Source organism: Roseovarius sp. MMSF_3298, from assembly GCF_030733705.1.
GTDB lineage: Bacteria > Pseudomonadota > Alphaproteobacteria > Rhodobacterales > Rhodobacteraceae > Roseovarius > Roseovarius confluentis.
The window spans coordinates 13,125-26,067 of record NZ_JASHIN010000025.1 but is presented as its reverse complement, the minus strand read 5'-3'; the positions used below and the strand labels follow the sequence as shown (position 1 = coordinate 26,067).

Here is a 12,943-nt window from a genome sequence, read left to right as displayed (position 1 = left end):
AACAAAGGTGCGGCTGCGCCGCGCAGGATATCTCGTCGTTGCCCTTTGGGCATCGCCTCGGTGAGGGAGGGGAACGTGACGCGTCATTCCCGCGATGTGCATTTGGCCGGCAGGCGCCTCCGGCGGGGATATTTGGAGCCAGAAGAAGAGGCGACGCGTTTGGCTCTTCTTCTGGCCGGAAATATCCCAGGGGGCGTCGAAACCGAGGTTTCGACGTGGAGGACTGGTCCCCCGCTGCGGTGCCCTCTTTCAAGCGCGGGACATATCCGGTAAAGCGCCCGGGATGAGTTTGACCCCCTGATGGATGAGAGACGATGAAATTCACCCTGTCCTGGCTGAAAGACCATCTTGAAACCACCGCCAGCGTGGCGGAGATCGCCGAGGCGCTGACCGATCTTGGCCTCGAGGTGGAGGAGATTTCCAACCCGGGAGAGCGGCTGGCGGATTTTACCATCGGCAAGGTGGTGAGCGCCGAGAAGCATCCCGATGCCGACCGGCTGCGGGTTTGCCAGGTGGAGACCGACGAGGGGGTGAAACAGATCATCTGTGGCGCGCCCAATGCCCGCGAAGGCATCACCGTGGTTGTGGCGAAGCCCGGCGTCTACGTGCCGGGGATCGACACGACGATCGGGGTGGGCAAGATCCGGGGAATCGAGAGTTTCGGCATGATGGCGTCAGAGCGCGAGATGGAGCTTTCGGACGAGCACGACGGCATCATCGAGTTGCCCTCGGGCGAGGTCGGTGCGCGCTTCGTGGACTGGCTGGCCGAAAACGATCCGGCCAAGGTCGATCCGGTGATCGAGATCGCGATCACGCCGAACCGGCCCGATGCGCTGGGGGTGCGGGGGATCGCGCTGGACCTTGCGGCGCGGGGGCTTGGCACGATGAAGGATGCGCCCAAGGCACATGTTGAGGGGCAGTTTCCGTGCCCGATCACCGTCAGCATCGACGAGGATACCAAAACGGACGGGTGTTTCGTCTTTGCCGGACGGCTGATCCGGGGTGTGACCAACGGTCCGAGCCCGGAGTGGCTGCAGGACAGGCTGCGTGCCATTGGCTTGCGACCGATTTCGGCGCTGGTGGATATCACCAACTTCTTCACCTATGACCGGAACCGGCCGCTTCACGTCTTCGATGCCGACAAGGTTGCGGGGAACCTGCGGGTGCATCGCGCCAGCGGGGGCGAGACGTTCACCGGGCTGGACGAGAAGGAATACACCTTCTCGAAAGGGCAGGTGGTGATCTCGGACGACAACGGCATCGAAAGCGTCGGCGGCATCATGGGCGGGCTGGCGACGGGCTGTACCGCCGAGACCACGAACGTGTTCCTGGAAGCGGCGGTGTGGGACCATATCCAGATCGCGCACACGGGCCGGGCGCTGAAGATCAACTCCGACGCGCGGTATCGCAACGAGCGGGGGATCGACCCGGCGTTCAACATGGAGGCGCATGACCTGGCCACGCAGATGATCCTGGATCTGTGCGGCGGCGAGGCCTCCAACATCGTGGTGGCGGGCGAGGCGCCGGATGTGGCGCGCGCCTATCGTCTCGATGCCGCGAAGGTTCAGTCGCTGGTGGGCATGGAGATCCCCGAAGCCGAGCAGCGGCAGACTCTGACACGATTGGGGTTCCGGCTGGAGGGCAACACGGCGCATGTGCCGAGCTGGCGGCCCGATATCCTGGGCGAGGCCGACCTGGTGGAGGAAGTGGCGCGGGTGGCGTCGCTGACCAAGCTGGTGGGCCGCCCGATGCCGCGGATGCAGGCCGGCGTGCCGCAGCCGATCCTGAGTGCCGCGCAAAAGCGCGAGCGGGCGGCGCGGCGGACGGCGGCGGCGCTGGGGTACAACGAATGCGTGACCTACAGTTTCATCGACAAGGCGAGCGCCACGTTGTTCGGTGGCGGTGATGATGCCACGATGCTGGCCAACCCGATCAGCAGCGAGATGAGCCATATGCGGCCCGACCTGCTGCCGGGATTGTTGCAGGCCGCGGCGAAGAACCAGGCGCGGGGCGCGATGGACCTCGCCCTTTTCGAGCTGGGCCATGCGTTTCACGGCGGCGAGCCGGAGGAGCAGCATGTGCAGGTGAGCGGCATTCTGGTGGGCCGGACCGGGCCCAAGGATGTGCACAAGGCAAGCCGTCCGGTGGACCTGTACGATGCCAAGGCGGATGCCGAGGCGATCCTGGGCGCGCTGGGCGCACCGGCGAAAGTGCAGATCCTGCGCGGGGCGTCCGAATGGTGGCACCCGGGGCGGCACGGGATGATCTGCCTGGGGCCCAAGAAGGTGCTGGGCGTGTTTGGCGAGCTGCATCCCAAGATCCTGCGCGAGATGGATGTGAAGGGGCCGGTCGTGGGCTTTACGCTTTACCCCGCCGACATTCCGCAACCGCGGAACGCCGGGGCCAATCGGGGCGCGATGAAAATCAGCGACCTGCAGGCGGTGGAACGCGATTTCGCCTTCGTGGTGGATGCCGACGTGGAAGCGCTGACGCTGGTCAATGCGGCCGCCGGGGCGGACAAGGTGCTGATCGATGATGTGCGGGTCTTCGACGAGTTCATCGGCGGCAGCCTGGGCGAGGGCAAGAAGAGCCTTGCGCTGACGGTGCGGCTGCAACCCACCGACAAGACGCTGAAGGACGCGGATATCGAGGCCGTCTCGGCCAAGATCGTCGAGAAGGTCACGAAGGCGACGGGTGGCACGCTGCGCGGCTGAGGCGGTGCGGCGGCTGCTTGGCTGCCTGTTGATCTGGCTGGGCGGGGCTGCGTTCGCGGACACCGGGTGTTTGCGGGCTATTGAGGGTAGTCCGACAGATCGCGCGGCCGCTGCCCGTCTGGTATTCAATTTTCACGAGATTCCCGGCTATCCATACGCCATCTTCGCCGGGTTTCCATTGCGCAGCATTCGGGACGGGCCGAGGCTGGTGCAGCCAGACGATGCGGTCGTGAGCGAGCAGGTCGAGAGACTGGACGTCCCGTGGAATGGCGTTTCGGCTACTGGATATGTTCTACCGCCGCTTTTTCGTATCGGGGATACGTGGATGTTATTTGACGGCGTGCGGTTCGTTGCGGCGACTGCTCTGGGGCGCGACGAAACGGGACCGTATCCGCGTTGGACGCAGTGGGGAGAGCGGCTGTTCCTGCTGGACCGGCGCGGCTGGTGGGAGGTGCGGCGTGACCTGACGCTGACACCGGGCGATTTGCCGGTGACGTACCGATCGCCGCTGGATGTGGAGTTGGAAGTGAGCGCGATATTCGGCGCCGTCTTTGCAGGGCGGCAGGGACAGGGGCTTTGGGTCAGCCGGGATGGACTGACCTTCGCGCAGGTTGACACCGGCAACGTGCCGGTAAGAGAGTACGCGACAGATCTGCCGGCCAGGGACGAGGGCGTCGTGCTGGCGGAAGACGGGCTGTACCTGATCGACGGGGCGTGCGTGGAAGGCGCGGTGCGTTAAAGGCACAGGCGCGTGGGTTTTCACCCACCCTACGGTTGGGACCAATTCGCGTGTTGCGGTGCGTTCCGCTTGTAATCCGGGCCGTGGGATGCAGATTGTGCGGCGATACTGAACAAGGAGAATATCAGATGCTGAGCGTATACCTTTCCGGCGAGATCCATACCGACTGGCGCGAGCAGATCATCGAGGGGGCCAAGGGCCTGGACGTGGAGTTTTCCGCGCCGGTGACGGATCACGGGGCCAGCGACGATTGCGGCGTGGAAATCCTGGGCGCGGAAGAGAACAAGTACTGGCACGACCACAAGGGCGCCATGGTGAACGCGATCCGCACCCGCAAGGGGATCGAGGAGGCCGACGTGGTCGTTGTGCGGTTCGGCGACAAGTACAAGCAATGGAACGCGGCCTTTGACGCGGGCTATGCCAGCGCGATGGGCAAGTCGCTGATCATCCTGCAACCGCCGGAGCATGACCACGCGCTGAAAGAGGTGGATGCCGCGGCGCTCGCCGTCACGCGGGAGCCGGGGCAAGTGGTGGAGATCCTGCGGTATGTTCTGGAAGGGACGTTGCCGAAGTAAACGCGGCGTGGGGTGGCGTGGGTTTCCACCCACCCCACGGTGCCTGCCGGGATGCGCGACCGGCAGGGGCGTTGCCGACGTGGTTTCGACTCTCGAAGAGAGGTCCCCCCGGGTCAAGCCCGGGACGGGCCTTCGGTGGGACCAGCGTGGTGACCTGAGTGTCGTGGTGCGGTGACATGGCCTGGGTCGGACCACTTGGTCTCCGGTATGGGAAACATGGTGCGGGCTGCGACGATGCCGCCTTAGTTGCGCATGATCGATCGGGCATTATCGGTCAGGTTCTCGGCCACCACCTAGGCTTCGTCCTCGCCATTGGTGATGTCCATGTAATTGACGAGTGCGGCTTTCAGCGAGAACTCCGGCACAGTGACGATCGGAGAGATGACGAAGACGTCCCGGATAATGTGGATCAGGAACGGCCTGTCGAAACATCCGATGGAGGGGGTGTCGTCTTTCGACCTCCCCGTGTCCGCGAAAGCGTAGGTCAACAATGTGTCAGCCGGGCTGTCGATCGGCGCTTTGCGTGGTCTTCGAGGTTCAAACCCGGCGCGGCATAAGATAAACGGAACCGGTGGGTCCGACTGTTCGCGGATCGGCTTCAATCGGAAAGTTACCCCAATGGACTGGGCTGCCCTGGCAAGAGAACTGGTGACGCTGATCGTGGTGATCGACCCGGTCGGGTCCATCCCGGTGTTCCTGTTCGCGGTGCAGGGCGTGCCACGGGCACTGCACAGACGGTTCGCGCTGCGGGCGGTGGCGATTGCGGCGCTGGTGCTGCTGGCGTTCCTGGTGGGCGGGCAGTTCTTGCTGGAATCGCTGGGTCTGCGACTGGGGTCGTTCCAAGTCGCGGGCGGGATCATCCTGTTCTTGTTCGCGATGACAATGATCTTCGGCGAGTCGAAGCCCGCGCGCGAGATCGAGGAGGCCGAGCGCGACCACCTGGCGGGCGCGGTCTTCCCGTTGGCGATGCCGTCGATCGCGTCGCCCGGGGCGATGTTGGCCATCGTGATCCTGACCGACAACCACACCGAGTCGCTGGCCGATCAGGCGATCACGGCGGGGCTGTTGATGCTGGTGTTGCTGTTGACGCTCGGGCTTTTGCTGGCGGCGACCCATGTGCACCGGATGATCGGCAGCACAGGGGCCAGCGTGATCAGCCGGGTGATGGGGATCGTTCTGGCGACTATCGCGGTGGACGCGGTGCTGGGGGGGTTCAATGCGCTGGGTGTGATGGACGTCGCGCCGCCGCCGGTGGAGAGCCCGTTGAACAAGGCGACGCCGCGGTAGCAGGGGAGCTGCGTGGGTTGTCACCCACCCTACGGTGTCTCGGGCGCGCACGCCCGGGACGAAGGGCGGGCATGAAAAAGCCCCCGCGCCTGAAGCACGGGGGCGGTGTCAGCCCGGTCGGGGCGTTTAAGCCTTAGCCGATGGCGGCTGCTTTCACGTCCTCGTCGATATAGGGCACGTACTGCTCGAAATTGTCGGCGAACATCTTGACCAGCTTCTCGGCCTGCGCGTCGTAGGCCGCGCCGTCGTCCCAGGTGCGGCGCGGGTCCAGCAGGACCTCGGGCACGCCAGGGGCGCTGACCGGAACCTCGAAGCCGAAATTGGCGTCCTTGCGGAATTCGACCTCGTTCAGCGAGCCGTCGAGTGCGGCGGTCAGCAGGGCACGGGTGGCCTTGATCGGCATCCGCTCGCCGGTGCCGTAGGCGCCGCCGGTCCAGCCGGTGTTGACCAGCCAGCAGGTCGCGCCGTGCTTGGCGATCTTTTCGCGCAGCAGGTTGCCGTAGACCTCGGGGCGGCGCGGCATGAAGGGCGCGCCGAAGCAGGTCGAGAAGGTCGGCTCGGCCTCGGTCAGGCCGCGCTCGGTTCCGGCGACCTTTGCGGTGAAGCCGCTGAGGAAGTGATACATCGCCTGTGCCGGCGACAGCCGCGCGATGGGAGGCAGCACGCCGAACGCGTCGCAGGTCAGCATGATGATGTTCTTGGGATGCCCGCCAAGCGCGGTTTCCGAGGCGTTGGAGATATAGCTCATCGGATAGGCGCAGCGCATGTTGGCCGTCAGTGAATCGTCGGCAAAGTCCAGTTCGAGCGTTTCCTCGTCATAGACCATGTTCTCGATCACGGTGCCGAACTTCTCGGTCGTGGCGTAGATTTCCGGCTCTGCCTCGGGGTCGAGGTTGATGGTTTTGGCATAGCAGCCGCCCTCGAAGTTGAAGGTGCCGCGATCCGACCAGCCGTGTTCGTCATCGCCGATGAGTGTGCGGTTGGGATCGGCCGAAAGGGTGGTCTTGCCGGTGCCGCTGAGGCCGAAGAAGATGGCGGTGTCGACCGGGTTGCCGTTGGCGTGATTGGCCGAGCAGTGCATCGGCATGATGCCTTTTTCGGGCAGCAGGTAGTTCAGGACCGAGAAGACCGATTTCTTGTTCTCGCCGGCGTATTCGGAATTTCCGATGAGGATCAGTTTGCGATCGAAGTTGATGGCAATCACGGTTTCCGAGACACAGCCGTGCTTGGCGGGGTCGGCCTTGAAGCTGGGGCAGTTGATGACGGTGAAATCGGCAGTGAAGCTGTCGAGCGTCTCGCGCTCGGGACGGCGCAGCATGTGGCGGATGAAGAGGCCGTGCCATGCCAGTTCGGTGACCATGCGCATGTTGATCGAATGCGCGGGATCGGCGCCGCCGACGAGATCCTGCACGAAGTAGTCGCGGCCCTGCATGTGGGCGAGCATGTCGGTATAAAGCTGGTCGAATGCCTCGGGTGTCATGGGCGCATTGTTGTCCCACCAGATATGCTCGGCCACGCTGTCGGTCTTGACGACATGCTTGTCCTTGGGCGAGCGGCCGGTGAACTGGCCGGTGGAGACGAGGAAGGTGCCGCCCTTGCCCAGGCGGCCTTCGCCCTTGCGCAGGGCCTCTTCGATGAGGGCGGGTTCGATCAGGTTGTAGTGAACTTCGCCCAGTCCGGTGATGCCTTGATCCTCGAGGGTGAAGTTGGGGTTGACCCGTCCTGCTGACATGCTTGCGCTCCTTGAGTTCTGGCCGTCCGCCCTTTTGGCGGGGCTGGCCATGCAGGTCCGCCGAAATTGGCGGTAAGAAACCGGCCCGTACCGGCTGTTTCGCGGGCCTCATAACATGACGGTTTTATGATTGAACAGGACGCAAATGCACAGTTAGCGCAACCAAATCGGACGTTAGCGCCATCATGGGCGCGCTGCCGCCATGGTTCTGCAATCGCGGACTGGAAAAGTGAGTCAATTTAGCCATTCCTAAGACATTTTCGCGTCAGATAATCCGGAAAGCCCTGCTGATTCGCAGTTTGGGATTGATTAAAAAGGCGAAAACGGCTCATAGTATCGAAAAAAAGCAGGCAACCGAGCAGTACAAGGAAATCATAATGTCAAAAATCGCCCTTGTGGACGATGACAGAAATATTCTGACATCGGTATCCATGACCCTTGAGGCGGAAGGCTTCGAGGTCGAAACCTATAACGATGGTCAACAGGCTTACGAGGCCTTCACCAAGAAGCTGCCGGACATGGCGGTGCTGGACATCAAGATGCCCCGGATGGACGGGATGGACCTGTTGCAGCGGCTACGCCAGAAATCGGCGATGCCGGTCATTTTCCTGACCTCCAAGGACGACGAGATCGACGAGGTGCTGGGCCTGCGCATGGGCGCGGACGACTACGTGAAGAAACCGTTCAGCCAGCGTTTGCTGGTCGAGCGTATCCGCGCGCTGCTGCGCCGGCAGGATGCGGTTGACGGCAACGTGGTGGCCGAGACCGAGGACACCAAGGTGATCGAGCGCGGCGAGCTGCGCATGGATCCGCTGCGCCACGCGGTGGCGTGGAAGGGCCAGGACGTATCGTTGACCGTGACCGAATTCCTGCTGCTTCAGGCGCTGGCGCAACGGCCCGGTTTCGTGAAAAGCCGCGATCAGCTGATGGACGTGGCCTATGACGACCAGGTCTATGTTGACGATCGGACCATCGACAGCCACATCAAGCGCCTGCGCAAGAAACTGCGGATGGTGGACCCGGAGTTTTCGGCCATCGAAACGCTGTACGGGATCGGGTATCGGTACAACGAGGAATGATTGCCTGAAACATGGCATTGGCGGAGGGCTTCCAGGTGCGCGATCACTCGCTGAACGACGACGACGGCGTTGTCCTTGGCGATGATTTCGTGGCGCCTGAAAATGTCGTCGAGGAGGAGGTCCGCAGGCGCCGCGCGCGGCGCGGCTACTTCTCGGGTGGCGGCGGATCCCTGACGCGCAAGATCATTACCTTCAACCTGATCGCGCTGAACGTGCTGGTCGCGGGAATCCTCTACCTCAACTCGTCGCGTGACGGGTTGGCGCAACAGCACGCCGACGGGTTGCAAAGCGACGTGGAACTGATTGCCGACGTGTTCGAGGCGCAACTGCCCGAAGGCGCGCCCGTCAGCCTCGTGGCGATGGACGGGCTGGACGTTGCGGGCACACTGGACGGGCTGGACGTGCAGCAGGGGGTCGAGGTGCTGGTCTATGACCGCGCGGCCCAGCTGGTGGGGCGGACCGAGGGCCACCTGCCGCGCCCGGGCGCGGATGTGCCGGACAAGCCCACGGTGATCACGGATGCGCTGAACCACGTGTGGAACTGGGTGTCGGCCCCGTTCTCGGCGATCCTGGTCAACGATACGGAAATCAGCGTCGAGACACTGGCACAGGGCCTTGTCGAGGACGCGCTGGAAGAGGGCACGCAGGTCGGCCGCGGCGATAATGACGGCTCGACCATATTCGCGGTGGCGACGCCGATCCTGCAGGGCGACAGGCCCGTGGGTGTTGTGGCGTTGTCCAGTGCCTCGGGCGAGATCGACAAGCTGAGCCGGATGGAGCGCGAGCGCGTCTTGCAGATGTTCCTGGTGGCGATACTGGTGTCTGTGGGCCTTTCGCTGATCCTGGCCTCGACCATCGCCAACCCGCTGGCGGAACTGGCCGCCGCCGCCGAAGTGGGCGGTGCGCGCAACCGCCATGGCGGCAACAATGGCGGCGGGCGCATCCGCATTCCCGATTTGACTGCGCGGCCCGACGAGATCGGGCGGCTTTCGGGCGCGTTGCGGGGCATGGTGACGGCGCTTTATCACCGGATCGACGGCAACGAGCAGTTCGCTGCGGACGTGGCGCACGAGATCAAGAACCCGCTGGCGTCCTTGCGCAGCGCAGTGGGCACGATGCGCGTGGCCAAGCGCGAGGATCAGCGCGAGAAACTGCTTAACGTGATCGAGCATGACGTGCGCCGCCTTGACCGGCTGGTCAGCGATATCTCGAACGCATCGCGGCTGGACAGCGAGCTGGTGCGCGAGGAGCAGGAGAGCTTTGACCTGATCCAGATGCTGGACAACCTGGCGCATTACCTGGGCGAACAGGCGCAGCAGAAGGGGGTCGAGTTCATCACCGATTTCCCGAAAGACCCGATTGTCATCATGGGGCTGGAAGCACGGCTGGCGCAGGTTTTCGTTAACCTGATTACCAATGCCATCTCGTTCTGCGAGGAAGGCGACGCCATTCGCCTGTGGGCCCGTAAACGCGATAACCGTATCGTTGTCGTGGTCGAGGATACTGGGCCGGGCATTCCCGAACAGGCGCTGACCAAGATCTTCAATCGCTTCTATTCACAACGCGACGCCAATGATTTCGGCAACAACTCGGGCCTTGGCCTGTCGATCTCGAAACAGATCGTCGAGGCGCATGAGGGCGTGATCTGGGCCGAGAACATTCGGCCCACGGATGCCGACATTACCTCGGACCCGTTGGGCGCGCGCTTTGTCGTGGGTCTGCCGGTCTGACGCGATGGGCGCGGCGCCTTCTTTGACAGCTCCCGGACCGCCGGAATGACGGGCGCGCAGATCCTTCACGCGACCACTGTTGCCATCGACGGCCGTGCCGTGCTGATCCGCGGCGCGTCGGGGAGTGGCAAGTCGGGGCTGGCGCTGCAACTTCTTGCAATGGGCGCGGAACTGGTGTCGGACGACCGCACGGTGGTGTGGGCCGACGACGAAACGCTCTGGGCCGATGCGCCGGACACGATCCGCGGCAAGATCGAAGCGCGCGGCGTGGGCATCCTGCGCAGTGCTGCGGCGGGGCGTTGCGCGGTTGCGCTCGTGGTCGACATGGACGAGGTTGAAACCGAGCGTCTTCCCGAGGCCCGAGAGACGCGGCTCATGGGCATACCCTTGCCTGTTATTAACAAATCCGAGAGCGCCCATTTTCCTGCCGCCGTGGCAGTATATCTAAGAGGCGAACGCCTGGAATGAGGCTGGAATGAGGAGTGGCCCGCGATGCCGGCAGGCCCGATAAGCAACAGACTGGTTCTGGTGACCGGACCGTCGGGTGCCGGGCGCACCACGGCGATCCGTGCTTTGGAGGACATGGGGTTCGAGGCCATCGACAACCTGCCGCTGTCCCTGTTGCCGCGACTGATCGAGGGCAATGGGCCGGACAAGCCGCTGGTGCTGGGCGTGGACACGCGCAACCGGGATTTCTCGACCAATGCGCTGATCGAGGTGATCGACACGCTGAGCGCGGATGCGACGGTGCATTTGCAGGTGCTTTATCTCGACAGCAGCGCCGAGGTGCTGACGCGCCGATTTTCCGAGACGCGCAGGCGGCACCCGTTGGCCCCGGCGGAGACGCCGGATGCTGGGATCGCGCGGGAGTTCGACCTGCTGGGCCCGATCCGGGCGCGGGCGGATATCCTGATCGACACGTCGGAATTGTCGCCGCACGATTTGCGCGCGGAATTGTCGCGCTGGTTCGCGCCGGGCGATGGCGGGCAGATGTCGGTCTCGGTTCAGTCGTTTTCCTACAAGCGCGGGCTGCCGCGTGGCCTGGACATGGTGCTGGATTGCCGGTTCCTGCGAAACCCCTATTGGGAGGCCGGCCTGCGCGGATTGACCGGGCAGGACGCGCTGGTGCGGGCCTATGTGGGCGATGACCCGATGTTCGAAGGCTTCGCCGCGCGGGTCGGTGACCTGGTGCGGCAGTTGCTGCCGGCCTACAAGGCAGAGGGCAAGGCCTATCTGGCGATCGGCTTTGGCTGTACCGGCGGGCAGCACCGCAGCGTCACGATGGCAGAAACCTTGTCCGAGTCCCTTGCAGAGGCAGGCTGGCAGGTGTCTATAAGGCATCGCGAACTGGAACGGCGCGGCTTGCTTGCGCCGTCCGGCCCCGGCGAAAAGACCGAGGCGAAGCAGAAAGGAGACATCGGGGCGTGATCGGGATCGTGATCGTGGCGCATGGCGGGCTGGCCCAGGGCTATCTGAAGGCGATAGAGCATGTCGTCGGTGGGCAGTCGGGTATTCAGGCCATCCCGATCGAGGGTGATTTCGACCGGTCCGAAAAGCAGGATGAGATCTGCCGCGCCGCCGACGAGGTGGATACCGGCGACGGCGTTCTGATCGTGGTGGACATCTTCGGCGCGTCGCCGGCGAACCTGTCGCTCAAGGCGTGCCAGCCCGAGAACCGCCGCATCCTGTACGGGGCGAACCTGCCGATGCTGCTGAAGCTGGCCAAGAGCCGCGATCTGTCGGTGCCCGAGGCCGCCCGCGCCGCCCTGGATGCAGGGCGCAAGTATATCGACAGTCACTCCCCGTAATGTGGGCCGGACAAAGAAAGACCAAGACCGAAATGACAGACACCGTCACGCGCGAGATCGAGATCGTCAACGAGAAGGGCCTGCACGCGCGTGCGGCGGCCAAGCTGGTGGAGGTGGTCGAGGGATTCGACGCGCAGGCCGAGGTCAGCCATGATGGCCAGACCACGGGCGCGGACAGCATCATGGGTCTTTTGATGTTGGCAGCGTCGCGTGGAACGACTATTGACGTGCGAGCCTGGGGGCCCGACGCCGAGGCGCTGGCGGATGCCGTGAGCGCGTTGGTGGCCGACCGGTTCGGCGAGGACATGTAGGCGCGCTATGCGCGGCGGGACGGGAACAGACCACGTGGCGGAAAAGGCGCAGGATCAAAGCGGCGACGGATCGCCCGGGTCGGTCAATTTCACGAAATATGACCGGCGTAGCCTGACCTATGCCAACTCTTTTGACAGTCCCGGCACGGCCTTCACCATACGGGCGGTCGAATGGTTCACCGGCAAGCTGACGATCATCAAGATGATCCGGGAGTTCGAGAAAAAGGGCGCCCCCACGGGACAGCCCTTCTGGCGCGCGGCGCTCGATACGATGGGCATCCCGCTGCTGACCCCGCAGGAGCAGATCGACAATATCCCCGAGACCGGCCCGGTGGTGATCGTTGCGAACCACCCGCACGGGCTGGTGGACGGAATGATCCTGGCCGACCTGATCGGGCGGCGGCGCACCGATTACAAGATCCTGACACGGGCGCTGTTGACCGGGATCGACGAGGTGGCGGCGTCCTACATGATCTCGGTGCCATTCCCGCACGAGCCGGACGCGCAGCGCAAGTCGGTGGAGATGCGGGCCAAGGCGATGGCGCATCTGAAGGAGGGCGGCGCGATCAGCGTGTTCCCGTCGGGTGTGGTGGCGTCGTCCGACAGCCTGTTCGGGCCCGTGAGGGAGCGTGAATGGAACGTCTTCACCGCGCAGATGATCCGACGGTCGGGCGCGACGGTTGTGCCGATCTATTTCCCGGGCGCCAATTCGCGCGCCTACCAGATGGCCAATTGCATTTCGCCGACCCTGCGCCAGAGTCTTTTGCTGCACGAGGTGGTGCGGGGCTGCAATCACCCGCAAAAGCCCGTGGTGGGGCCGCCGATCACGCAAGAGCAGATGGAGCTTTTGGACAAGGACCCGCGCGGGTTCATGGCGTGGTTGCGCGAGCATACCCTGAGCCTGGGCGGGGGGTGACGTTCAGGAAGGTGGGTTTCACCCACCCTACGCGACGGAGCAGCGCGTGGGT

General features: G+C 64.1%; 13 protein-coding genes. 11 read left to right on the top strand and 2 right to left on the bottom strand.

All coding sequences use genetic code 11. From position 1 onward, the window contains the following. Positions 1–314 precede the first annotated feature (314 nt). From pheT to RBB18_RS18355, 3 genes are all read left to right on the top strand, one after another. On the top strand, positions 315–2,714 hold the full coding sequence (gene pheT / locus RBB18_RS18365) for a phenylalanine--tRNA ligase subunit beta (protein WP_306111885.1): 2,400 nt from the start codon (positions 315–317) through the stop codon (positions 2,712–2,714). Next, a complete protein-coding gene (locus RBB18_RS18360) occupies positions 2,695–3,453 on the top strand; it encodes a hypothetical protein (RefSeq protein WP_274592643.1) in 759 nt (252 codons plus the stop codon). The genes pheT and RBB18_RS18360 overlap by 20 nt, the downstream gene beginning before the upstream one ends. Positions 3,454–3,581: 128 nt before the next feature. Beyond that, positions 3,582–4,028, top strand: a complete 447-nt coding sequence (locus RBB18_RS18355; RefSeq protein WP_103762076.1) for a YtoQ family protein — start codon at positions 3,582–3,584, stop codon at positions 4,026–4,028. Between the two features lie 293 nt (positions 4,029–4,321). Here the strand turns inward: RBB18_RS18355 and RBB18_RS18350 are convergent, their stop codons facing one another. After that, positions 4,322–4,516 (bottom strand): hypothetical protein, encoded by a 195-nt coding sequence (locus RBB18_RS18350; RefSeq protein WP_103762077.1) that lies wholly within the window; start codon positions 4,514–4,516, stop codon positions 4,322–4,324. A 130-nt stretch (positions 4,517–4,646) separates the two neighbouring features. Between RBB18_RS18350 and RBB18_RS18345 the strand changes: the two genes are divergently transcribed. Further along, on the top strand, positions 4,647–5,315 hold the full coding sequence (locus RBB18_RS18345; protein ID WP_103762078.1) for a MarC family protein: 669 nt from the start codon (positions 4,647–4,649) through the stop codon (positions 5,313–5,315). A gap of 133 nt (positions 5,316–5,448) precedes the next feature. On the opposite strand, the gene RBB18_RS18340 is transcribed toward RBB18_RS18345, so the two are convergent. Then, positions 5,449–7,047 carry a phosphoenolpyruvate carboxykinase gene (locus tag RBB18_RS18340; RefSeq protein WP_103762484.1) on the bottom strand — a complete coding sequence of 533 codons (1,599 nt, stop codon included), beginning with the start codon at positions 7,045–7,047 and terminating at the stop codon, positions 5,449–5,451. A 377-nt stretch (positions 7,048–7,424) separates the two neighbouring features. Between RBB18_RS18340 and RBB18_RS18335 the strand changes: the two genes are divergently transcribed. The 7 genes from RBB18_RS18335 to RBB18_RS18305 are packed head-to-tail and all read left to right on the top strand — an operon-like array spanning position 7,425 to position 12,891. After that, entirely contained in the window at positions 7,425–8,126 is a 702-nt protein-coding gene (locus RBB18_RS18335) for a response regulator transcription factor (protein ID WP_103762079.1), read from the top strand. An 11-nt stretch (positions 8,127–8,137) separates the two neighbouring features. After that, on the top strand, positions 8,138–9,856 hold the full coding sequence (locus RBB18_RS18330; RefSeq protein WP_103762080.1) for a sensor histidine kinase: 1,719 nt from the start codon (positions 8,138–8,140) through the stop codon (positions 9,854–9,856). Positions 9,857–9,901: 45 nt separating this feature from the next. Continuing rightward, on the top strand, positions 9,902–10,324 hold the full coding sequence (locus RBB18_RS18325; protein ID WP_103762081.1) for an HPr kinase/phosphorylase: 423 nt from the start codon (positions 9,902–9,904) through the stop codon (positions 10,322–10,324). Between the two features lie 24 nt (positions 10,325–10,348). Continuing rightward, a complete protein-coding gene (gene rapZ, locus RBB18_RS18320; protein WP_274592638.1) occupies positions 10,349–11,284 on the top strand; it encodes an RNase adapter RapZ in 936 nt (311 codons plus the stop codon). Then, entirely contained in the window at positions 11,281–11,664 is a 384-nt protein-coding gene (locus RBB18_RS18315) for a PTS sugar transporter subunit IIA (RefSeq protein ID WP_103762083.1), read from the top strand. The genes rapZ and RBB18_RS18315 overlap by 4 nt, the downstream gene beginning before the upstream one ends. A 32-nt stretch (positions 11,665–11,696) precedes the next feature. Beyond that, positions 11,697–11,975, top strand: coding sequence for an HPr family phosphocarrier protein (locus RBB18_RS18310; RefSeq protein ID WP_103762485.1), 279 nt, complete (start codon positions 11,697–11,699; stop codon positions 11,973–11,975). 7 nt (positions 11,976–11,982) lie between these two features. Further along, complete coding sequence (locus RBB18_RS18305) at positions 11,983–12,891, top strand: lysophospholipid acyltransferase family protein (RefSeq protein WP_103762084.1); 909 nt, start codon at positions 11,983–11,985, stop codon at positions 12,889–12,891. The last annotated feature ends 52 nt before the right edge of the window (positions 12,892–12,943 follow it).